This is a genomic window from Paraburkholderia sp. BR14312, from assembly GCF_040948675.1.
In the GTDB taxonomy this organism is placed as follows: Bacteria; Pseudomonadota; Gammaproteobacteria; order Burkholderiales; family Burkholderiaceae; genus Paraburkholderia; species Paraburkholderia nodosa_A.
Genome location: NZ_JBFPKI010000002.1, coordinates 578445 through 601091, shown reverse-complemented (window position 1 = coordinate 601091; position 22647 = coordinate 578445). Strand labels below are relative to the sequence as shown.

The 22647-nt window shown below is 65.7% G+C and carries 21 protein-coding genes; 12 read left to right on the top strand and 9 right to left on the bottom strand.

Going from position 1 to position 22647, the window contains the following annotated elements; translation table 11 throughout:
- Positions 1-7 precede the first annotated feature (7 nt).
- On the bottom strand, positions 8-772 hold the full coding sequence (locus tag AB3X98_RS08625) for a response regulator transcription factor (RefSeq protein WP_069262866.1): 765 nt from the start codon (positions 770-772) through the stop codon (positions 8-10).
- Between the two features lie 248 nt (positions 773-1020).
- On the opposite strand from AB3X98_RS08625, the gene recA reads away from it, so the two are divergent.
- The 8 genes from recA to AB3X98_RS08585 all read left to right on the top strand — a co-directional run bounded on the left by recA (position 1021) and on the right by AB3X98_RS08585 (position 9656).
- Positions 1021-2097, top strand: coding sequence for a recombinase RecA (gene recA / locus AB3X98_RS08620; RefSeq protein WP_069262865.1), 1077 nt, complete (start codon positions 1021-1023; stop codon positions 2095-2097).
- 32 nt (positions 2098-2129) lie between these two features.
- Positions 2130-3038 carry a recombination regulator RecX gene (gene recX, locus AB3X98_RS08615; RefSeq protein ID WP_368605570.1) on the top strand — a complete coding sequence of 303 codons (909 nt, stop codon included), beginning with the start codon at positions 2130-2132 and terminating at the stop codon, positions 3036-3038.
- A gap of 119 nt (positions 3039-3157) precedes the next feature.
- Positions 3158-3853, top strand: coding sequence for a DUF2889 domain-containing protein (locus AB3X98_RS08610; protein WP_368605571.1), 696 nt, complete (start codon positions 3158-3160; stop codon positions 3851-3853).
- 50 nt (positions 3854-3903) lie between these two features.
- Positions 3904-5070 carry an ADP-forming succinate--CoA ligase subunit beta gene (gene sucC, locus AB3X98_RS08605; RefSeq protein WP_321930262.1) on the top strand — a complete coding sequence of 389 codons (1167 nt, stop codon included), beginning with the start codon at positions 3904-3906 and terminating at the stop codon, positions 5068-5070.
- A gap of 97 nt (positions 5071-5167) precedes the next feature.
- Positions 5168-6049, top strand: coding sequence for a succinate--CoA ligase subunit alpha (gene sucD, locus AB3X98_RS08600; RefSeq protein WP_069262862.1), 882 nt, complete (start codon positions 5168-5170; stop codon positions 6047-6049).
- Between the two features lie 187 nt (positions 6050-6236).
- Positions 6237-6959, top strand: a complete 723-nt coding sequence (locus AB3X98_RS08595) for a TerC family protein (RefSeq protein WP_069262861.1) — start codon at positions 6237-6239, stop codon at positions 6957-6959.
- Between the two features lie 126 nt (positions 6960-7085).
- Positions 7086-7697, top strand: a complete 612-nt coding sequence (locus AB3X98_RS08590) for a pilin (protein WP_069262860.1) — start codon at positions 7086-7088, stop codon at positions 7695-7697.
- A 144-nt stretch (positions 7698-7841) separates the two neighbouring features.
- The gene (locus tag AB3X98_RS08585; protein WP_368605572.1) at positions 7842-9656 is read left to right on the top strand and encodes a PglL family O-oligosaccharyltransferase; all 1815 of its coding nucleotides are present in this window, start codon (positions 7842-7844) and stop codon (positions 9654-9656) included.
- Between the two features lie 55 nt (positions 9657-9711).
- Here the strand turns inward: AB3X98_RS08585 and AB3X98_RS08580 are convergent, their stop codons facing one another.
- Together AB3X98_RS08580 and moaC are read right to left on the bottom strand one after the other, a co-directional pair.
- The gene (locus AB3X98_RS08580; RefSeq protein ID WP_133182823.1) at positions 9712-10062 is read right to left on the bottom strand and encodes a nucleotide pyrophosphohydrolase; all 351 of its coding nucleotides are present in this window, start codon (positions 10060-10062) and stop codon (positions 9712-9714) included.
- Between the two features lie 4 nt (positions 10063-10066).
- Positions 10067-10546: a cyclic pyranopterin monophosphate synthase MoaC gene (gene moaC, locus AB3X98_RS08575; RefSeq protein ID WP_368605573.1), complete on the bottom strand. Its 480-nt coding sequence runs from the start codon at positions 10544-10546 to the stop codon at positions 10067-10069.
- Between the two features lie 181 nt (positions 10547-10727).
- Here moaC and AB3X98_RS08570 point away from each other — a divergent pair, with 181 nt between their 5' ends.
- Entirely contained in the window at positions 10728-12533 is a 1806-nt protein-coding gene (locus AB3X98_RS08570) for a M48 family metalloprotease (protein WP_368605574.1), read from the top strand.
- Here the strand turns inward: AB3X98_RS08570 and AB3X98_RS08565 are convergent.
- From AB3X98_RS08565 to AB3X98_RS08540, 6 genes are all read right to left on the bottom strand, one after another.
- Positions 12530-13162, bottom strand: a complete 633-nt coding sequence (locus AB3X98_RS08565) for a DUF2946 family protein (RefSeq protein ID WP_368605575.1) — start codon at positions 13160-13162, stop codon at positions 12530-12532. The two genes, AB3X98_RS08570 and AB3X98_RS08565, sit on opposite strands and share 4 nt — an antisense overlap.
- Complete coding sequence (locus tag AB3X98_RS08560) at positions 13155-14225, bottom strand: YheT family hydrolase (RefSeq protein WP_368605576.1); 1071 nt, start codon at positions 14223-14225, stop codon at positions 13155-13157. The genes AB3X98_RS08565 and AB3X98_RS08560 overlap by 8 nt, the downstream gene beginning before the upstream one ends.
- Positions 14226-14252: 27 nt before the next feature.
- Positions 14253-14699, bottom strand: a complete 447-nt coding sequence (locus tag AB3X98_RS08555) for a nuclear transport factor 2 family protein (protein ID WP_368605577.1) — start codon at positions 14697-14699, stop codon at positions 14253-14255.
- A gap of 311 nt (positions 14700-15010) precedes the next feature.
- Positions 15011-16036 (bottom strand): lipopolysaccharide heptosyltransferase II, encoded by a 1026-nt coding sequence (waaF, locus tag AB3X98_RS08550; protein WP_069262852.1) that lies wholly within the window; start codon positions 16034-16036, stop codon positions 15011-15013.
- 207 nt (positions 16037-16243) lie between these two features.
- A complete protein-coding gene (locus AB3X98_RS08545; RefSeq protein WP_028205950.1) occupies positions 16244-16438 on the bottom strand; it encodes a zinc-finger domain-containing protein in 195 nt (64 codons plus the stop codon).
- A 59-nt stretch (positions 16439-16497) separates the two neighbouring features.
- Entirely contained in the window at positions 16498-17421 is a 924-nt protein-coding gene (locus AB3X98_RS08540; RefSeq protein ID WP_083245133.1) for a branched-chain amino acid transaminase, read from the bottom strand.
- A gap of 493 nt (positions 17422-17914) precedes the next feature.
- Between AB3X98_RS08540 and AB3X98_RS08535 the strand changes: the two genes are divergently transcribed.
- The 3 genes from AB3X98_RS08535 to fba all read left to right on the top strand — a co-directional run bounded on the left by AB3X98_RS08535 (position 17915) and on the right by fba (position 22442).
- Complete coding sequence (locus AB3X98_RS08535; protein WP_069262850.1) at positions 17915-19114, top strand: phosphoglycerate kinase; 1200 nt, start codon at positions 17915-17917, stop codon at positions 19112-19114.
- Positions 19115-19543: 429 nt separating this feature from the next.
- The gene (pyk, locus tag AB3X98_RS08530) at positions 19544-20980 is read left to right on the top strand and encodes a pyruvate kinase (RefSeq protein WP_069262849.1); all 1437 of its coding nucleotides are present in this window, start codon (positions 19544-19546) and stop codon (positions 20978-20980) included.
- A 397-nt stretch (positions 20981-21377) separates the two neighbouring features.
- On the top strand, positions 21378-22442 hold the full coding sequence (fba, locus tag AB3X98_RS08525; protein ID WP_069262848.1) for a class II fructose-bisphosphate aldolase: 1065 nt from the start codon (positions 21378-21380) through the stop codon (positions 22440-22442).
- Positions 22443-22647 lie beyond the last annotated feature (205 nt).

The window sequence follows — 22647 nt, the reverse complement described above, 5'->3', positions numbered from 1 at the left end:
ATCCTGCCTACTTGAAGTGGTGGCTGGCGGGCATCGCCGGCGCGGCGTCGGGCGTGCCGGCCTCGGTCCGGGCGGGCGTCTGGCCTGCGCCGGCCTGCGCTTCCTTCGCCTCCTTTTCGAGGCAGTAGCCGAGCCCGCGCACGGTCACGATGCGCACGCCGCCCGCTTCGATTTTCTTGCGCAGCCGGTGCACGTAGACTTCGATGGCGTTGTTGCTGACTTCTTCGCCCCATTCGCACAGGTGGTCGACGAGCTGCTCCTTCGAGACGAGCCGCCCGAGCCGCTGCAGCAGCACTTCGAGCACGCCCAGTTCGCGCGCGGAAAGATCGAGCACCTGGTCGTTGATGCGCGCAATGCGCCCCACCTGGTCGAACGCCAGCGCGCCGTGCCGCACGACGGTCGGGCCGCCGCCCGCACCCCGCCGCGTGAGCGCACGCACGCGCGCTTCGAGCTCGTTGAGCGCGAAAGGCTTGGCCATGTAGTCGTCGGCGCCGAGGTCGAGGCCTTTGACGCGCTCGTCCACGCTGTCGGCGGCGGTGAGGATCAGCACGGGCAGGTTGGAATTGCGCGCGCGCAAACGGCGCAGCACTTCGAGGCCCGGCATTTTCGGCAGGCCCAGATCGAGGATCAGGAGGTCGAACGACTGCATCGACAACGCGGTATCGGCATCCACGCCGCTACGCACGTGATCAACGGCATAGCCCGATTGGCGGAGTGATCTCACGAGTCCATCCGCGAGTATGCTGTCGTCTTCGGCAATGAGGATTCGCATGTTGCGCCAGCGTCGCCTTCGAGGCTTTTAGACCTCGTAGTCAGGCTCGTAACACCCGCGCCGCGCCGCGTCCTTGAAGGCGCGGCCAGGCGACGCGCGGCGGTCTCCCGAAATTCGCGGTTCTGGATAGCCAGAAAGGCTTGCCAAAACCACTGTTTTTTTATACAGTGTCTGCGTTCGTGTGCATTAGCCCGAATGAGGCGTGCGCATGGTCACGAGACGCCGTTCATCATAGCAAAGGACGATTCATGGAAGATAGCAAGAAAGGCTCGGCTGGGCTGACTGCTGAAAAGAGCAAGGCGCTGGCCGCCGCGCTCGCGCAGATCGAAAAGCAGTTCGGCAAGGGGTCGATCATGCGACTCGGCGACGGCGAGGCGGTCGAGGACATCCAGGTAGTCTCCACCGGTTCGCTCGGCCTCGACATCGCACTTGGCGTGGGTGGTTTGCCGCGCGGCCGGGTGGTCGAGATCTACGGTCCGGAATCGTCGGGTAAGACCACGCTCACGCTGCAGGTCATCGCCGAAATGCAAAAGCTCGGCGGCACGGCGGCGTTCATCGACGCGGAACACGCGCTCGACGTGCAATACGCCGCCAAGCTCGGCGTGAACGTGCCCGAACTGCTCATCTCGCAGCCGGACACGGGCGAGCAGGCGCTCGAAATCACCGACGCGCTGGTGCGCTCGGGCTCGATCGACATGATCGTGATCGACTCGGTCGCGGCGCTCGTGCCGAAGGCCGAAATCGAAGGCGAAATGGGCGACTCGCTGCCGGGTCTGCAGGCGCGTCTGATGTCGCAGGCGCTGCGCAAGCTCACCGGCACGATCAAGAAGACGAACTGCATGGTGATCTTCATCAACCAGATCCGCATGAAGATCGGCGTGATGTTCGGCAACCCGGAAACCACCACGGGCGGCAACGCGCTCAAGTTCTATTCGTCGGTGCGTCTGGACATTCGCCGCATCGGTTCGATCAAGAAGAACGACGAAGTGATCGGTAGCGAAACGCGTGTGAAGGTCGTGAAGAACAAGGTCTCGCCGCCGTTCCGCGAAGCCGTTTTCGACATTCTCTACGGCGAGGGCATCTCGCGTCAGGGCGAAATCGTCGACCTCGGCGTGCAGGCCAAGATCGTCGACAAGGCGGGTGCGTGGTACAGCTATAACGGCGAGCGCATTGGCCAGGGCAAGGACAACGCACGCGAATTCCTGCGCGAGAACGCGGACATTGCTCGCGAGATCGAAAACCGCATCCGCGAGTCGCTTGGCGTGAGCACGATGCCGGACGGCGTCAAGGACTCCGGCGAAGTCGAAGTCGCTGACGAAGAGTAAGTCCACCAGGCTCTCGTAGATAAGGCAAGCTGATGCGCAAGGGCGGGTCACCCACGTCCTCGCCTTCCGGCGAGCAGGCGAACCCGCATGCGGGTTCGCCTGCGGACAGGGGCGTCGAACGGCGCTCCGCCGTCAAGCCTGCCGACTCGCGCACGAGCCGTTCTGGCCATTTGAGCCGCGACGCCCAGGCGGGCGATCGCGGTTTTGCGCATTCTGGCGCCGCGTTTTCTTCGCCCGCCGATCTCAGCGACGATGGCGGCGCGGTCTTCGAAGTCCCGTTCGAGGCGTTCTTCAGCGGGGCGGATGAAGAGGCGGCAAACGTGCCGCCAGAACCGCTGTCCGAACCCACATTCAAGCGATCGCGTCGCGCGCCGCTCGAAACAGCGCGCGAATCCAGCGCGCCGCAAGCCGACCAATACGAGCGCAGCTCGGCCAGCCGCGCCGCACGCGCCAGCGAGCGCGAAAAGTCGTCCACGGCGAAGCAGCGCCCCGAGCGCTCCCTCAAGGGCCGCGCGCTCGGCTATCTTTCGCGCCGCGAATACAGCCGCGCCGAACTCTCGCGCAAGCTCATGCCGTACACCGAGGACGCCGACGCACTCGAAGTGCTGCTCGATTCACTCGAACGCGAGGGCTGGCTCTCCGACGCGCGCTTTGCCGAAAGCGTCGTGCACCGGCGCGCGTCGCGCGTGGGGGCAGGGCGTATCGTCAGCGAACTCAAGCGCCACGCGGTGGGCGAAGCGCTCATCGAAGAGGTGAGCTCGCAACTGCGTGAGACCGAGCTCGTCCGCGCCCGCACGGTCTGGCAGAAGAAGTACGGCCAGTTGCCCGAGACGCCCGCCGAACGCGCGCGCCAGGCGCGCTTTCTCGCGGCGCGCGGCTTCTCGATGTCGATCATCGGCAAGATCCTCAAGGGAATCGACGAAGACTGGTCCGATAACTGAGCCGGCCGTCTCGAAAAATCCGCTCAGGCAAGTCCCCGCCCGGCCTGTGTGTTCGCGGCTGTCTCAAATACTCGGTATGTTAAAATCACGAGGTTTTCCAATCCGGTCTTACCTTTAGCATGCCGCTTTCTCCGCCCGTGCCCCGCCAGTTGCGCCATCAGCGCGCCATCCGGGCGGTTGCCTATGAGCGCGAAGACGGCCTGTGGGACATCGACGCGTGCCTGACCGACCACAAGCCACGCGACGTGCCGCTCGCCGCCGGTGTCCGGCCCAATGGTCTGCCGATCCATGAACTCTGGCTGCGTATTACGATCGATCGCAAGCTCAATGTCGTCGACGCCGAAGCGTCGTCCGACTGGGTGCCTTACGACGGTCAGTGCCAGAACGCCAATCCCGCCTATCGGGCCCTTATCGGGCTCAATCTCCTCGACAATTTCCGCCGTGAAGCGGGCCGGCTCCTCGCCGGCACGGTCGGCTGCACACACCTCACAGAAATGTTGGGCGTTTTGCCGACCGCTGCGATCCAGGCGTTCGTCGGGGCAGTGTGGGACACATCGAATGGCTCGCCGGGTGAAGCGCCCGGACCGGAACTCGGCAAGACCGCCGGAGGCAACGAGGCCGCCGGTGAAAAGCCGCCCTTCCAGCTTGGCCGCTGCCACGCGCTGCGGTTCGACGGGGAGGCGGTGAAGCAGTTTTATCCGCGCTGGTATGGCCATGTGCCGCGTTCGATAGAGCGTGGCGCGGAAACCCCCGGCGTGCGCGACAGCCGGAGCCCGGGCCAAGAGGGCAGGGCCGACGCCGTCTCGCATGAATAACAACAGCGGAATCGAAGTTCACTCCAACTCTCAGACTGAAGGAATCACGCATGAAGATTCACGAGTACCAGGGTAAGGAAATCCTGCGGAAATTCGGAGTCGCGGTCCCGCGCGGCATCCCGGTGTTTTCGGTGGATGACGCGGTCAAGGCCGCTCAAGAGCTGGGCGGTCCGGTTTGGGTCGTCAAGGCGCAGATCCACGCTGGCGGCCGCGGCAAGGGCGGTGGCGTGAAGGTTGCCAAGACGATCGAGCAAGTCCGCGAATACGCGAACCAGATCCTCGGCATGCAGCTCGTCACGCACCAGACCGGTCCGGAAGGCCAGAAGGTCAACCGTCTGCTGATCGAAGAAGGCGCCGACATCAAGCAGGAACTGTACGTCAGCCTCGTCGTCGATCGCGTGTCGCAAAAGATCGTTCTGATGGGTTCGAGCGAAGGCGGCATGGACATCGAAGAAGTCGCCGAAAAGCACCCGGAACTGATCCACAAGGTCATCGTCGAGCCGTCGACGGGTCTGCTCGACGCTCAGGCCGACGACCTCGCCGCGAAGATCGGCGTGCCGGCTGCTTCGATTCCGCAAGCCCGCGCCATCCTGCAAGGCCTGTACAAGGCATTCTGGGAAACCGACGCATCGCTGGCTGAAATCAACCCGCTGAACGTCTCCGGCGACGGCAAGGTCATCGCGCTCGACGCGAAGTTCAACTTCGACTCCAACGCGCTGTCCCGTCATCCGGAAATCGTCGCTTACCGCGACCTGGACGAAGAAGATCCGGCTGAAATCGAAGCCTCGAAGTTCGACCTCGCATATATCTCGCTCGACGGCAACATCGGCTGTCTGGTGAACGGCGCAGGCCTCGCCATGGCGACGATGGACACCATCAAGCTGTTCGGCGGCGAGCCGGCGAACTTCCTCGACGTGGGCGGTGGCGCCACGACCGAGAAGGTCACGGAAGCGTTCAAGCTCATGCTCAAGAACCCGGGCCTGAAGGCGATCCTCGTGAACATCTTCGGCGGCATCATGCGCTGCGACGTGATCGCAGAAGGCGTGATCGCTGGTTCGAAGGCCGTGAACCTGAACGTGCCGCTCGTCGTGCGCATGAAGGGCACGAACGAGGACCTCGGCAAGAAGATGCTGGCCGAATCGGGCCTGCCGATCATTTCGGCAGACAGCATGGAAGAAGCCGCGCAGAAGGTCGTCGCGGCTGCCGAAGGCAAGTAATTCTCACCGGACACGAATGGCGGCGTGCCGGCGCGAAATCCGCAACGCAAGGCGCGGATGACGCGACGCGCGGCGCCAAACGAAAAGAGGTCAATACATGTCGATTCTGATCAACAAAGACACCAAGGTCATCACGCAGGGCATCACCGGCAAGACCGGTCAGTTCCATACCCGCGCGTGCCGTGAGTACGCAAACGGCCGCGAAGCGTTCGTCGCTGGCGTGAACCCGAAGAAGGCCGGCGAAGATTTCGAAGGCATTCCTATCTACGCGAACGTGCGTGAAGCGAAGGACGCCACCGGCGCGACCGTTTCGGTCATCTACGTGCCGCCGGCAGGCGCTGCTGCTGCGATCTGGGAAGCCGTCGAGGCCGACCTCGATCTCGCGATCTGCATCACGGAAGGCATTCCCGTCCGCGACATGATCGAAGTCAAGGACCGTATGCGCCGCGAAGGCCGCAAGACGCTGCTCCTCGGCCCGAACTGCCCCGGCACGATCACGCCGGACGAGCTGAAGATCGGCATCATGCCGGGTCACATTCACCGCAAGGGCCGCATCGGCGTCGTGTCGCGTTCGGGCACGCTGACGTATGAAGCGGTTGCCCAGCTGACCGCGATCGGCCTCGGCCAGTCGTCGGCAGTCGGTATCGGCGGCGACCCGATCAACGGTCTGAAGCACATCGACGTCATGAAGATGTTCAACGACGATCCGGATACGGACGCCGTGATCATGATCGGCGAAATCGGCGGTCCGGACGAAGCGAACGCCGCTGAGTGGATCAAGGACAACATGAAGAAGCCGGTGGTTGGCTTCATCGCGGGCGTCACGGCGCCTCCGGGCAAGCGCATGGGCCACGCCGGCGCGCTGATCTCGGGCGGTGCGGATACGGCCGACGCGAAGCTGGAAATCATGGACGCGTGCGGCATCAAGGTGACGCGCAACCCGTCGGAAATGGGTCGTCTGCTGAAGGCGATGCTGTAAATTCGAAATGCGCCTCCACTCGTGCATCATGTATGCGCGGGCGGCCGGCGTTTTTTGATATGCTTGCGGAATCCTTTCACGAGGTTTCCGAACAAAGAGCGAGGGAGCCAGTCATGGCCTCCTCGCTTTTTTATTTGGCTCGCCGTATGAGCCGCCTATCCTGAGTCACGGCTGAGTCTTCGTCTCCATGCTCGAGTTTTTCGCGACGCTCCACTGGGGCGCTGTCATCCAGATCATCGTCATCGACATCCTGCTCGGCGGCGACAACGCCGTGGTGATCGCGCTCGCCTGCCGCGACCTGCCTTCGCAGCAGCGCATGCGCGGCATTCTGTGGGGCACCGCGGGCGCGATCGCGCTGCGCGTGGTGCTGATCGCCTTCGCCGTGGTGCTGCTCAACGTGCCGTTCCTCAAGTTCACAGGCGGCCTGCTGCTGCTGTGGATCGGCGTTCGGCTGCTCGCGCCCAGTCAACTCGAGCACGCCAACGTGAAGCCTGCCGAAAAGCTGATGGGCGCGATCAAGACGATCGTCGTTGCCGACGCGGTGATGAGCCTCGACAACGTGGTCGCGATTGCGGGCGCTGCCGAAGCGGCCGATCCGCGCCATCGCATCGCACTCGTGATCTTCGGGCTGATGGTGAGCATTCCGCTCATCGTGTGGGGCAGCCAACTCGTACTCAAATTGCTCGACCGCTACCCGGTGATCGTGACGCTCGGCGCCGCGCTGCTCGGCTGGATTGCGGGCGGGCTCATCGTCAACGATCCCGCCGGCGACCGCTGGCCGCTGCTCGATACGCCAGCGGCCGAATACGGCATGTGCGTGGCGGGGGCCGTGTTCGTCGTCGCGCTCGGCACCTGGCTTCGGCGCCGCAACGCGCAGCGCAGCGCGACGCAGGGGCCGCAGTCGCACTGAGCGCGCATGGCTGTGCCATAGCGCCTGGGCCATCTGGCCGACTGCTGCGCGGCACGGGCCGCCGATACGATCAAGACGCCTGTTCACGACTGTGAGCAGGCGTTTCTTGTTTCAGGAGCCCTGACGATGATCGTATCCGCACTTCCCATGAGCCCGCCGCCGCGCAACGGCTGCGCGTGTTTTGCCAGACTCTCGCGCCTCGCGAGCATTGCCGGGCGCTGGACCGCGCGCGGCTTCACGCTGATCGAACTGATGATCGTGCTCGCGATCGTCGGTGTGATCGCGGCCTACGCCATTCCCGCGTACCAGGATTACCTCGCCCGCAGCCGCGTGGGCGAGGGCCTTTCGCTCGCGGCTTCCGCGCGCCTCGCCGTGGCGGAGAACGCCGCGAGCGGCAACGCGTTCGGCGCGGGCTACACGGTGCCGCCCGCCACGCGCAACGTGCAGTCGCTGCATATCGATGACACGACCGGTCAGATCACGGTCGCTTTCACCTCGCGCGTGGCGCCCGAGGGCAGCAACACCATCGTGCTCGTACCCTCGGTGCCCGACAACGCCGATGCGCCCACCGCGCGCGTCGTGCTCGCCCAGGGCAGTGTGCAGGGCGGCACGCTCACGTGGGAGTGCTTCGCAGCGGGCAAGACGGCTTCGTCCCTTGGCGCGCCCGGCACGGGCCCATCGCCCACGGACGCCGCAACGCTGGCGGGCAACCTCGCACCGCCGGAGTGCCGCGCATAAGGTTTGCGCATCGGTGCGGGGGCAACCGTGAGCGCTTTCAAGCCCACTCGCGCAGCGCACGCGGATGCGACCCGACCGGCCGCACCCGCACAGCGGGGGAAAAGTTTTGTATAGTGCCCCGTTGCTGAACGCCCCCGCCCAACCATGCCTTCCAATTTTGCGCGTTACCTTACGTTCGTCTTGCTGGCCCTCGCGTTGACGCTGCCCTATGCGGTCGTCAACCACACCTATCCGATTCCGACTTTCTACGCGGAATTCGTTGCACTGACACTTTATGTGCTGATGGGCGCCGCGACGTTGCTGCTCATTCGCCCGGCGCGCGCAGGCGAGGGCTTCGCATCGCCCACGGTCGCGCTCGTGCCGCTCTTCTTCGGTCTGTTGCTGATCGTGCAGACGTTCGCACTGCCGCTTGCCGAGCCTTCGATGAACTGGCTCGGCGCCGGTTATCTGCTCGCCGCGTTCCTCGCGACGCACGCGGGCTACACCATCACGCGCGCGCGCCTCATGCAATCGGCGCTCGTGTGGGCGGCTTTCGCGCTGCAGTTCGGCGGCCTCTTCGCCGTATTCACCCAGGTGATCCAGCTCTTTCACCTGGAGACGAAGGTCACGCCGCTCGTGGTGGCGTACAACATCACGGTCGATCGCCGGCCGTTCGGCAACATGGCGCAGGCCAATCACCTCGCCACCTATATCGCCTTTGCGATGGCGGGTGCGATGTACCTCGTCCTCACACGGCGTTTGAACATCCTGCTGTGGGGAGTGCTGACCGTGATCTATTCGGGCGGTCTCGCGCTCACCGTGTCGCGCGGGCCGTGGCTGCAGATGGGCGTGATTTTCGTCGCGGGTCTGTGGATCGCGCTCACGGGCTGCCGCAGCGAAGGCGACGAGGGACGCGGTGCGGGTGCGGGCCGCAAGGCCGGCGGCGTGCGCGCCTGGGCCATCCCGTTCGTGCTCGTGCTGATCTTCTTCGGCATGAATGCATTCGTGCGCTGGGCCAACGTCCACTACGGCCTGGACCTTGCGCAGTCCGCCGCCGAGCGCATGAAGGACGCCAGCCAGATCGCGCCGCGCCTCGCACTGTGGCGCTACGGCTGGACGATGTTCAAGTCGCATCCGGTGCTAGGCGTCGGCTGGGGCGATTTCCCGGTGCACCAGTTCGAGCTGGCGCGCTCGCTTGGCGGCGTCGAGATCGCCAACAACGCGCACGACATCTTCCTCGACCTGCTCGCGAAGACCGGCCTCGTCGGTCTTGCCATCGTCGTGATCGGGCTCGTCGCGTGGTTCGTGCGCGGGCTGCGCGCGCCGCATACCGCCGAGCGCGTGTTCGGCTTCATGCTGATCGGCGTGCTCGTCATGCATGCGCTCGTCGAATATCCGCAGCAGTACATGTTCTTCCTGCTGCCGGCGATGTTCGTGTTCGGCCTGCTGGAGACGAAGCCGCTGCGTGTCGTGCCGCCGCGCGTCTCGCTCGGCGTGTATGCGGTGGTCGTGTTCGGCGGCGTCGCGGCGCTGTACCCGGTGCTGCGCGACTACAACCGCGCCGAGGTGCTGTATTACGGTCAGCACCCGGCGCGCGACTACGGCGACGATCCTTCGCGCCTGTTCGGCGCTTGGGGCGACTACGGTATGGCCACGCTGTTGCCGATGAACGCTGCGAGCCTGCCGAGCAAGCTTTACGCGCACCAGCGCGCCATCGCGCTGCTGCCCGGCGAAACGGTGCTGCGCCGCTACGCGGTCTTGCAGGCGCTGGATGGCGATGCGGCGGGCGCTTTCGATACGGTGGAGCGTCTGCGCATTTTCGCCACGGAACTGCACGACTGGCAGACGCAACTCGCTTCGCTCTACGGCCTGCTCGACGAGCAGCCCACGCTCGCGGACTTCAAGGCGCAACTCGTCAAGAAGTACGGGACGCCGGCGAAATCGGTCGAACAGGACGACGAGGACGATTCGGACGATTGAGTCTCACAGCGCGCGCGTGAAGGGGCGGTGAGTCAGCTCGCCGCCGCTCCGGCAATCAAAGCTCGGAGTACTTCGCGGCGCTGCCTTTTGCCTTCTCCACGGGATAGCGCTGCGCGTTCAGCTTGAGCTTTTCCGCCGCCGCTTCGACCAGATCGATCCCGGCGGTATGGGCGACCAGCAACAGGTAGATGAACACATCCGCGCATTCGTGCTTGAGATGCGTGAGCTGCGCGGGATCGGCGAGCTGTGCGTCGATCTGCGCGTCGGTCTTCCACTGGACCGTTTCCAGCAGCTCGCCTGCCTCGATGCTGGTGGAGACGATCAGGTTGCGCAAGGTGTGAAACTGCTTCCAGTCGCGCTCGTCGCGAAAGGCCAGAACCTGCGCGAGCAGTTCGTCGAGCGTCATGGCATCAGCGCTCCGCCACCCAGTCTCCCGACTTGCCGCCGTGCTTTTCCAGCACGCGCACATCGGTGATCGTCATGCCGCGATCCACTGCCTTGCACATGTCGTAGACGGTCAGCAGTCCGACCTGCACGGCGGTCAGCGCTTCCATTTCCACGCCCGTGCGGCCGAGCGTTTCCACCTGCGCCGTGCAGTGAACCCCGGGCAGCGCTTCGTCGAGCGCGAAGTCCACTTTCACGCGCGTGATGGCGAGCGGGTGGCACAGCGGAATCAGATCCGAGGTGCGCTTCGCCCCCTGGATCGCGGCGATGCGCGCAACGCCGATCACGTCACCTTTTTTCGCGTGGCCGTGGCGGATCAGCGCGAAGGTTTCCGGCAACATGCGGATCGTGCCGCTCGCGAGCGCGATGCGCTTCGTCTCTGCCTTGCCGCCGACATCGACCATATGGGCGTCGCCGGCTGCGTCGAAATGCGTGAGTTCAGGCATGGTGGTTCTTCCTTGAGGGGTACCTATCTTAACAGTGCGGCACGCCGCGCTTTCTACGCGTCTTGCCGTGTCGCAAGTGTTGTAAGGCGGGCTACAATCGATGGATTGGCGCAAGGGCGCGGGCGGTCCTCACCGGGCGCGCCGCCGCGCCGGTGTTCCGCATTCCCCGATCCTGTCATCAATGCGTCTGAAACGGCTGCTTGCTGCATGGTTGTGCGCGTCGCTTACGGTTTCGCCGCAAGCGTACGCGCAGGCGTCGAATGCCGCCGTCCTCAAGCCCGGCGCGGCCCCGCCGATGGCCGCGCAGCCGGCACCGGCCCCCTCCAGCCCGGCACCGAACGCGGCCAATGCGGCGCCCGCACTCGTCAGCGGCCCGTTCGACGACTCGGCGGACCCCGTCGTCCCCGCCTCGATCGCGCAGGGCGTGTTCGGCACTTACGGCGGCGCGCAGAGCCGCTTTTCGGCCCAGGGCCAGGCAGGCGCAGCTTCCTCGTCGTCGAGCGGCAATACCAGCGTGCGCGCCCCCGCCTGGGTGCCGCAACTGCCCGACCTCGGCGACGGCTCCGGCGGCGCGCTCACGCCGCAGGCCGAGCGCCGTATCGGCGAGCGCGTGATGCGCGAGATTCGCCGCGACCCCGACTATATCGGCGACTGGCTCGTGCGCGACTACCTCAATTCGGTGGCCGCGCGCCTCGCGGCGGCCGCCAGCGCGCAGTTCATCGGCGGCTATCGGCCCGACTTCGATCTGTTCGCGATCCGCGACGGCCAGATCAACGCCTTCTCGCTGCCGGGCGGCTTCATCGGCGTGAACTCGGGGCTCATCGTCGTCACCCAAACGGAGTCCGAACTCGCCTCCGTGCTCGGTCACGAAATGGGCCACGTCTTGCAGCGGCACATCGCACGCATGCTTTCGCAGAGCGAGCGCACGGGCCTGGCCGCGCTGGCCGGCGTGCTGTTCGGCATTCTCGCGGGCGTGCTCGCGCATAGCGGCGATCTCGGCGCCGGGATTGCGCTCGGCAGCCAGGCGTATGCCGTGGACAGCCAGTTGCGTTTCTCGCGCGCCGCGGAGCACGAGGCCGATCGCGTGGGCTTCCAGCTGCTCACGGGCGCGGGCTACGACCCGTGGGGCATGGTGGCGTTTTTCGAGCGGCTCGAGCGCGATTCGATGGAAGACACGGGCGTGCCGGCCTACGCGCGCACGCACCCGCTCACCGGCGAGCGCATCGCCGACATGCAGGACCGCGCGCGCCGCGCCGCTTACCGTCAGCCGCGCCAGGCGCCCGAGTACGGTTTCGTGCGCGCACGCGTGCGTGTGCTTCAGGACCGCACGCGCAACGAGTACATCGACGAGGTTTCGCGTCTGCGCTCGGAGCTCGAGGACCGCACGGCGCTCAACGTCGCCGCGAACTGGTATGGCATTGCCTACGCGCAGTTGCTGCTGGAGCGCTACGACGACGCCACGGCGTCGCTCGCGAACGCGCGCGCGGCGTTCGCGAAGTTCGAGGCCGCGGATGGCAGCAAGACGCGCAGCTCGCCGAGCCTCGACGTGCTCGCCGTGGATATCGCGCGCCGCTCAGGCCGTACCGACGACGCCGTGCGGCTGGCCGAGGCCGCGCACAAGGCGTGTCCAGGCTCCCACGCGGCTACCGATGCGCTGCTGCAGGCGCTGATCGCGGCGCGGCGCTTCAAGGAGGCGCAGACGCTCGCGCGCAGCGAAACCGAGGCCGAACCGCAGCAGGACGCCTGGTGGCTCTATCTGGCGCAGGCGAGCGCCGGACTCGGCGACGCGCTCACTCAGCATCGGGCGATGGCGGAGAAGCTGGCGCTCGACGGCGCGTGGCCCTCGGCTATCCGTCAGCTCAAGGAGGCGCGCGACATGAAATCGGTGGGCTACTACGATCTGTCGACGATCGAAGCGCGCCTGCACGACTTCGAGGCGCGCTACCAGCAGGAGCGCCAGGACGAGAAGGATGAGGGCCGCGGCTAAGTCGGGCTCAGTCCGCGGATGCAGGCGGCGTGCCCCGCGGCCTGCGCTTCGCGCTCGGCGCGCGCCGGGCTCGCCACGAAGGCGAAGCGCGTGCTTACGTCGGCGCGCTTGACCGGCTGCAGCGGCAGCGCGGCGCCGGCGCGCCAGTGGAAGGTGCCGCTGTGGGCGTCGTCCGCGAGCGTGGCGTGGTCGGTGAAGAGGTCGAGGTCGTGGTCGTGCAGCAGCGCCGCGCGCGGCGGCGAACTCGCATCGGCGAAGATCACGCTGCCCGCTTCGTCGAGGTAGGCGGCCACGGGCTCGAACGCTTGACCGCCCTGATCGGTGAGCGTCAACGCGTCGTCGCCCTCGTGAGCCGCGGCGAGACGCACGATCCACGGCGTGTATTCGAGTTCGACGTACACGCGCTGCGGCCCGTTCTGGAAGTACCACTGGCCGTGTTCATCGCGCTCGTAATTGCGGTTGATGAAGCCGAGCAGCGCTTCGTGGCGGATCGCGGTGCCGGGTGCGTTCTGCGCCTGGGCGGCCTCGTCGCGCATGCGCCAGTTGCCGCGTGCGTCGAGCAGCAGCCAGCCCGTGCAATGCGGGACGTTGGGCCAGCGCGCGAGCGCCTGTTTGACGATGTCATCCATGAGAGACGAAAGGCGAGAGATAAGCGAACACGCGCTGCGAAAGCCAGTCGCTGCGGCCAGGGAACGGTCCCGTCATGAAGCCGACGTGGCCGCCGTGCGCGGGCTGATCGAGCTCGACGGCGGCGCTCACTTCGTGGCGCGCGGGCAGCGCGCGGCCCGGCAGGAACGGATCGTTGCGCGCGTTCAGAATGAGCGTGGGGACGGCGATTTCGCCGAGCTTCGGGCGGATCGTCGCCTGCGTGTAGTAGTCGTGGGTGTCGCGAAAACCGTGCAGCGGCGCCGTCACGACATTGTCGAATTCGTACATCGTCCGGCTGGCGAGCACGGCTTGCGCGTCGAACAGGCCGGGGTACTGCTCGAGTTTCTGGAGCGCCTTCACTTTCAGCGTCTTCAGGAAGCTGCGCGTGTAGATCATGCCGAAACCCTGCGTCAGCATCTCACTGCCTGCATGCACATCGAGCGGCGTGGAGATCGCCGCGGCGGCCGCGACGATCGCGGCATCTTCCCGACGCTGGGCAAGCCAGTGCAGCAGCACGTTGCCGCCGAGCGACACGCCCGCGACCACGAGCGGCCCCGCGTGGCGGGCAGCGAAGCGGCGCAGCACCCAGTCGACTTCGGCGGAATCGGCCAGATGGTAGAAGCGCGGCAGCAGGTTCAGCGGTCCGCTGCAGCTGCGAAAGTGGGGGATCGCCGCATGCCAGCCGCGCGCCTGCGCGGCGGCAGCGAGCGCGCGCGCGTAGTGGGAGCTCGAGCCGCCTTCCAGGCCGTGGAACAGGACGAAAAGCGGGGCGTTGTGTGAATCCGCACCGGCACGCTTGCCGTCCAGCCAGTCCACTTCGATGAAGTCGCCATCCGGCGTGTCCCAGCGCTCGCGGCGGTAGGCTGGCGCGGGCAGGCGCGAGAACAGCGCCGGCACGATGGTCTGGATGTGCGCACCGGGCAGCCAGAACGGCGCGCGGTAGTCGTTGTCGTAGTGGGGGCCGAGCAGGGCGGTCTGGGCATCGAGCGCGGCCGCGACGCGGGCTGCGTCGCCGGGCCTGCTGGTGTCGTCGGTCGTACTCATCACTGCCCCCTGCTTTGCGCCCTTATGTCAGTGCAGCGCGCCCTGGCCGTGGCGCAATCTGGCCGAGAACTGGGTGGCTGCGTCGTCGGGCATGCGGCTCGCGTGAATGTGCGCAATGCGCCACTCGCCGCGCTCGTGAACCATCACGTAGGTCGTGAAGACCATGGTGGGAATCGCACTGGGATCGACCGGGCGGTGCGCTTCCACGATCGCGTAGACCACGGTGCCGAGGCTGTCGTACACACGGATGTCGAGCGGCTCGATCGACACCGGCGCCGCTTCGAGCTGTGCGGCGAGGCCCACGCGGATGCTCGGCAGGCCGTGCAGGTGCGCGCCTTCCGCCGTGATGCAGCTCACGAACTCTTCATCGATCCACAGACCCATCAAGCTGTCGATGTTGACTTCCGCGACGGCCTGGTAGTACGCGTTGAGGGTGTCCGCGGCGGCTTCGAAGATGTGGGCAAAACGTGGCATGGCTCGTTGGTCTTGTGCGCTCGGTGTCGCATTCGGCGTCTACCTGGGCGCGGGTTGGCGATTGATCGGTCGCGTCGTTGTGCGGCTGTCGCTGCGTGCCGCGCGTTTGCCGCGAGCATGCCGCTTTCGCGAGACAGGCCTGTGACGTGCTCCGATGCGGCGCATGGGTCCCTCCCGCGCCTCGTTGCCTCTATTGGGCGCGCGCAACGCGCATGGCGTCCGTTGCGTGGCGCACATCCATTTGTGTGCGCGATGTTTTCAGCGTGGCGGGCGGCACATAGCCGCCCAACGCTGCTGGCGATGCCTGTTGCTTATCGCTGCCCGAGCAGCATGCCGCGTAGATCGCCGAAAACCTGCTCCGGGCTCAGTTCGCGCAGGCAGTTCAGATGCCCGAGCGGACACTCTCGCGCAAAGCAGGGACTACATTCGAGATGGAGCCATTGTACCTTTGCAAGCTCGGACAAGGGCGGCGTGTGGCGCGGATCCGTCGAACCGTACAGCGCGACGAGCGGCCGACGCAGCGCGGCGGCCACGTGCATCAGGCCCGAATCGTTGGTCACTACGGCGTTCGCGCGCGAGATCAGTGCGCACGCCTCGCCGAGCGCGGTCTGCCCGCACAGGTTGCGCACGTTCGGCGCGCGATCGGCAATCGCCTGGGCGAGCGGGGCGTCCTTCGGCGAGCCGAGCGCGACGATCTGCGTGTACGGGAACGACTGCCCCACCATCTTCGCGAGCGCCGCGAAATGCTCGGGCGGCCAGCGCTTGGCCGGGCCGTACTCGGCGCCGGGGCAGAACACGAGCAGCGGCACGCGCGTATCGAGATTGAAGCGCGCCGACACGCGCGACGCCTCGTTCGGGTCCGACTCGAGGCGCGGCATCGGCAGGTCGTCGGGCACGCTCGCGCCGGGCGCGTAGGCGAGCGCGGCGTAGTGGCTGACCATCGGCGGGCGCTCGTCCTTGGGCGGATTCGCATGGCGCACATTCAAGAGGCCGTAACGGTTCTCGCCCGTGTAGCCAATGCGCAGCCCGATATTGGCGAGCCACGGGATCAGTGCGGACTTGAGCGAATTGGGCAGCACGTAGGCGGCGTCATAGCGCTCGGCGCGCAGATCGCCCGCCAGTTGCCAGCGGCGCAGCAGTTGCAGCTTGCCGTGGCCGAGGTCGGTGGCGTAGACGTCGCGGATCTCGGGCATGCGCTCGAGCACGGGCGCAACCCAGGTTGGCGCGAGCGCATCGATCTGAATGCGCGGGTGCAGTTTCACGAGCCGCGAAAAAAGCGGCTGCGCCATCAGTGCGTCACCGATCCAGTTCGGTGCGATTACCAGCGCGCGGCGCATCGGGAGTCAGGGTCCGGAGAGGGTAAAGGTTGCACGTGCGGCTTGCCCGCCTCGCGCCGGCTCGGGCCGGCATGGGGGCGGATTGGGCCGCGCGCGAAACACGGTTGGGAAAATGGCGAGAAGCCGCGCGCCGGTGAACGGGCGGCGGCAGCACGTAGAACGCGCCGCCGCATGCGCGACGGCGCGCCGCGAGTGAGGCGAAACGCGTCAGTGGCCGTGGACGACCTCGCCCGCGCGCAGCTTGTAACGCGTGCTGCAGTACGGGCACTTCGCTTCGCCGTGCGTCACGTCGAGGAACACGCGCGGGTGGTTGCTCCAGCGCGGCATCGACGGATTCGGGCAGTAAGCGGGCAGATCCTTGGCCGAAAGTTCGACCAGCGGCATTTCCTTGATTTCGCTCATGAGGACGATTCTCTGTGTAGCTGTGGGGGCCAGGCGTTGGCGCGCCCGGACCTTTTGTCTTAGACCTTCGCGAGCCAGCGCGCGTACTTGTCGTTCTTGCCCGAAACGACGTCGAAGAAGGCCGATTGCAGCTTCTCCGTGACCGGGCCGCGCGAGCCGCTGCCGATGGTGCGGTTGTCGAGCTCGCGGATCGGCGTGACTTCGGCGGCGGTGCCCGTGAAGAACGCTTCGTCGCAGGTGTACACCTCGTCACGCGTGATGCGTTTTTCGATCACGGGAATGCCCATGTCGCGCGCGAGCGTGATGACCGTGTCGCGCGTGATGCCGTCGAGGCACGACGCGAGGTCCGGCGTGTACAGCTTGCCGTTGTTCACGAGGAAGAAGTTCTCGCCCGAGCCTTCCGAGACATAGCCGTCCACGTCGAGCAGGAGCGCTTCGTCGTAGCCGTCGGCGGTGGCTTCCTGGTTGGCGAGGATCGAGTTCACATACCAGCCCGAAGCCTTGGCGCGCACCATCGACACGTTCACGTGATGGCGCGTGAACGACGACGTCTTCACGCGGATGCCCCGGGCGAGGCCGTCTTCGCCGAGATAGGCGCCCCACGGCCATGCGGCGATGGCCACGTGGATGGTGTTGCCCTTGGCCGAAACGCCGAGCTTTTCCGAGCCGACCCAGATGATCGGGCGGATGTAGCACGACTCGAGCCTGTTCGCGCGCACGACTTCGAGCTGCGCGTCGGCGAGCGTCTTCGCGTCGAACGGCACGTCCATCTGGAAAATCTTGGCCGAGTTGAGCAGACGCCTGGTGTGCTCGGCGAGGCGGAAGATCGCGGTGCTGCCGTCGGCGGTCTGATAGGCGCGTACACCTTCGAAGACACCCATGCCGTAGTGCAGCGTGTGGGTCAGCACGTGAATGTTGGCGTCGCGCCAATCAATCAGCCTGCCGTCCATCCAGATCTTGCCGTCGCGGTCGGCCATTGACATACGAATCTCCAGACAAGTGCAGTAAATATCGGGCTTATATAGGGTTTCGCCGCGCGCCGCGTGGCTGCGGTTGGCAAAGACGATTATTTTAGCGTCATTTGACGCCTTCCAGCGCGCCCGCGGGCGCTTGGGGCGGGGATTTCGGGCGATTTTAGGGTCGTTTCGCGCGCGTTCCGCCTGAATATTTTTTGGGTTTAGCCCATGCTGCATCGCAGCAAATCGCGCGAACGCCCGCCCGGCGAGCAGCGTCTGCCCAAATACGGGAGATTCGCCTGGACACGTCTCTGATCGTCCTGGCTATCAGCTAAAATACCGATCTCGCAATCGATGCCGGCTCGTGCCAGCGACGAGCAGCGACATGGAGCCGCGACCCGAAACAGCGTTCAAACCGGATCCCGCGCCGTGCCGTCCCGCACGTCTTGCCGCGCCAGAATGAGGCCCGCGGCGCCGCATCGCCTTGCCACCGCCTTCCCACCATCAAGATGACATGCCCATGAACAAGGTTCTGCGTCTTTCCGATCTGATCTCCGAAGGCAAATTGAAGGGCAAGCGCGTATTCATCCGCGCCGACCTGAACGTGCCGCAGGACGACCACGGCAACATCACCGAAGACACCCGCGTGCGCGCCTCCGTGCCGGCCATCAAGGCCGCACTCGACGCCGGCGCGGCCGTCATGGTCACCTCGCACCTGGGCCGCCCGACCGAAGGCGAGTTCAAGCCCGAAGACTCCCTCGCGCCGGTCGCGAAGCGTCTGGCCGAACTGCTCGGCCGCGACGTGCCGCTGGTCGCGAACTGGGTTGAAAACGGCGTGAACGTCGAGCCGGGCAACGTGGTGCTGCTCGAAAACTGCCGCGTCAACAAGGGCGAGAAGAAGAACTCGGACGAGCTTTCGCAAAAGATGGCGAAGCTCTGCGATATCTACGTGAACGACGCGTTCGGCACCGCCCATCGCGCCGAAGCCACGACCTACGGCATCGCGAAGTACGCGAGCGTCGCCTGCGCGGGTCCGCTGCTCGCGGCTGAACTCGACGCGCTCGGCAAGGCGCTCGGCGCGCCCAAGCGTCCGCTGGTGGCCATCGTGGCGGGCTCGAAGGTTTCGACCAAGCTCACCATCCTCAAGTCGCTGGCCGAGAAAGTCGATCAGCTGATCGTCGGCGGCGGCATCGCCAACACGTTCATGCTGGCCGCGGGCCTGAAGATCGGCAAGTCGCTCGCCGAAGCCGATCTGGTGGACGATGCGAAGGCCATCATCGACGCGGCGCGCGCGCGCGGCGCCTCCGTGCCGATCCCGACCGACGTCGTGACCGCCAAGGAATTCTCGCCGACGGCCAGGGCCGAGACGAAGAACGTGGCCGACGTGGCCGACGACGACATGATCCTCGACATCGGTCCCGTCACCGCCAACGCGCTCGCCGCGCAGCTCGCGCAGGCCGGCACGATCGTGTGGAACGGCCCGGTCGGCGTGTTCGAGTTCGACCAGTTCGGCAACGGCACGAAGACGCTCGCGGATGCGATCGCCAGTTCGGGCGCGTTCTCGATCGCGGGCGGCGGCGACACGCTCGCAGCCATCGCGAAGTACAACATCGCCGACAAGGTCAGCTATATCTCCACCGGCGGCGGCGCCTTCCTCGAGTTCCTCGAAGGCAAGAAGCTGCCGGCGGTCGAAGTGCTCGAAACGCGGGCGGCTGGTTAAGTGGCGCCGCGCGCCCCGGCCGGGAAGGCCATGAGCAAACTTCCTCGTGCAGGCGCACAGAAGTCGCGCAGCGCAGCCGGGGCCGCAGCAAAACAGAAGGGGCGCGCAGCGCCCCAGGCAGAGACGGACCAGGCGGGGGCCGACGCGACCCCCGCCGCCGCTGCCGAAAAGGACCTTGCGGCGACGCAGTCGACTGCTGAATCGACAGCCGCACAGAATCCGACAGGGCGCACAGCCACGCCCGCATCGAATACGACTACGCATGTAGACAGCGCCGTAGCGGCTCATGTGAGCCCTGCGGTGTCCTCCAAGAAAGCGACGCCGGGTACACCCGGTGCGCGTTCCGGCGCATCCGCACCCGCGGCGCAGCCGGCCAGCACTTCTCGCAGCAACGGTTTTCCCAGCGATCCTATCCAGACGAGGAGACTCATGCATCGCGCCACCAAGATTGTCGCCACCATCGGTCCGGCTTCCAGCACGCCGGACATCCTGCTGAAAATGATCCGCGCAGGACTGGACGTGGTGCGCCTCAACTTTTCGCACGGCACCGCCGACGACCATCGTCAGCGTGCTGAAATGGTGCGGGACTGCGCCCGCCAGGCTGGCCGCGAAGTTGCGATCATGGCGGACCTGCAAGGCCCGAAGATTCGCGTCGGCAAATTCGAGAATGGCAAGACGACGCTCGAGCCGGGCCATCCGTTCATCCTCGACGCCGAATGCGAGCTCGGCAATGACGAGCGCGTCGGTCTCGACTACAAGGATCTGCCGCGCGACCTGAAGCCGGGCGACATCCTGTTGCTCAACGACGGCCTGATCGTGCTCGACGTCGCGCGCGTGATCGGCAGCGAGATCCACACGATCGTGCGCGTGGGCGGCGACCTGTCGAACAACAAGGGCATCAACCGCCAGGGCGGCGGCCTGACGGCGCCCGCGCTCACCGCGAAGGACATGGAAGACATCCGCACGGCCATGTCGCTGGGCGCGGACTTCGTCGCCGTGTCGTTCCCGAAGAACGCCACCGACATGGAAATGGCGCGCCAGCTCGCGAACATCGCGGGCGCGCCGTACGGCATCAAGCCGAAGATGATCGCGAAGATCGAGCGCGCCGAGGCGATTCCGGCGCTGCAGGAAATTCTCGATTCGTCGGACGGCATCATGGTCGCGCGCGGCGACCTGGCCGTGGAAGTGGGCAATGCCGCCGTGCCGGCGCTGCAAAAGCGCATGATCCGCATGGCGCGCGACTCGAACAAACTCGTCATCACGGCCACGCAGATGATGGAGTCGATGATCCACGCGCCGGTGCCTACGCGCGCCGAAGTCTCGGACGTCGCCAACGCGGTGCTCGACGGCACGGACGCCGTGATGCTCTCGGCCGAATCGGCCGCGGGCAAGTACCCGGTGCAGACCATCGAGGCCATGGCCGCGATCTGTCTGGAAGCGGAGAAGTCGGAGCAATCCGAACTGGACAAGGACTTCCTCGACCGCACCTTCACGCGCATCGACCAGTCGATCGCCATGGGCGCCTTGTTCACGGCCTATCACCTGGGCGCGAAGGCGATCGTCGCGCTTACCGAGTCGGGCTCGACCGCACTCTGGATGTCGCGTCACTGGACCCATGTGCCGATCTTCGCGCTCACGCCGCGTGCAGGCAGCGAGCGCGCCATGTCGCTCTATCGCAATGTCACGCCGCTGCACCTCGATACGAGCAGCGACCGCGACACGGCGCTCCAGCAAGCCATCGAAGTGGTGGTCAGCAAGGGCTACGCGTCGCACGGCGACATGGTCGTGCTGACCGTGGGCGAGCCGATGGGGCAGCCGGGCGGCACGAACACACTGAAGATCGTGCGCGTCGGCGACGTGCTCTAACTTCGGTGCGGTAACCTCGCGGCGATTTTTTTCGCTTTATTTTCGCGACTCCCGAAAATAAATGCGGACGGCTTCGACTGGTACCACACTGGTATCAGATCGACGCCAAATCGGTGCCGTTTAGACGCTTTTTCCCCGCAATTGAAGCCCGTACGCCATAGAAACGGCGCACGGGCTGTCAACGCTTTTTGCATCTTCTCGCGGTTCTGACGCTCCGATACGCCAATTTCATGCCAGTTACGTGCCTGGTGCCGGGATCGGACGCGCTTCGCGATAAAATCACGCCATCGAGCCCGCGGCAGGTCACGCGGGCGGCGGCTGCCAGGCCGCCCTCGACCGGCTGCGCAAGACAGTCGGCGGCAGAAGCATTTCGTTTCAAATCAAAGGAGTAGCAACAATGCCTCTCGTATCAATGCGTCAACTGCTGGACCACGCGGCTGAACACGGTTATGGCCTGCCCGCGTTCAACGTGAACAACCTGGAACAGGTCCAGGCGATCATGGAAGCCGCGAACCAGGTCGGTTCGCCGGTGATCATGCAGGCATCGGCCGGCGCGCGTAAGTACGCGGGTGAGCCCTTCCTGCGCCACCTGATCGAAGCTGCGGTCGAGTCGTATCCGCATATTCCGGTCGTGATGCACCAGGACCACGGCCAGTCGCCGGCGGTCTGCATGGCAGCGATCCGCAGCGGTTTCACCAGTGTGATGATGGACGGCTCGCTCGAAGCCGACGGCAAGACAGTCGCATCGTACGAGTACAACGTCGAAGTTTCGCGCAAGGTCGTCGAAATGGCGCACTCGATCGGCGTGACGGTCGAAGCGGAACTGGGCGTGCTCGGTTCGCTGGAAACGATGAAGGGCGACAAGGAAGACGGTCACGGCGCCGAAGGCACCATGACGCGCGAGCAGCTCCTGACGGACCCGGAGCAGGCCGCCGACTTCGTGAAGCTCACGCAGTGCGACGCGCTGGCCATCGCCATCGGCACCTCGCACGGCGCGTACAAGTTCTCCAAGAAGCCCACGGGCGACATTCTGTCGATCCAGCGCATCAAGGAAATCCACGCGCGCATTCCGAACACGCACCTCGTGATGCACGGTTCGTCGTCGGTGCCGCAGGAACTGCTGGCCGAGATCCGCGAATTCGGCGGCGACATGAAGGAAACGTACGGCGTGCCGGTGGAAGAGATCCAGGAAGGCATCCGTCACGGTGTGCGCAAGATCAACATCGACACTGACCTGCGTCTGGCGATCACGGGCGCGATCCGTCGCTATATGTATGAAAATCCGTCGAAGTTCGACCCGCGCGACTACCTGAAGCCGGCTCGCGAAGCCGCGAAGAAGGTGTGCCTGGACCGCTTCCTCGCGTTCGGCTGCGAAGGCCAGGCCGGCAAGATCAAGCCGGTTTCGCTCGACAAGATCGCCGAGAAGTACAAATCGGGCGAACTCGCGCAGATCGTTCGCTAAGCGAGCTTCTGTGCCGGGCGCTGTGCGCCTCGAGTAGCAAACATCGCCGTTTCCGCTTGTTTTGGGGGAACGGCGATGGGCTTTTCCGGGAAATTTGCCGGTTTTTGGTTTACCCTCGCATTACCTTCGGTTTTACGGTTTCCGCGCGCGGTTGCAACCGCGATTCTGGACCGAACCCGCCTCCGTTTCGATTGTCCTTTTAGCG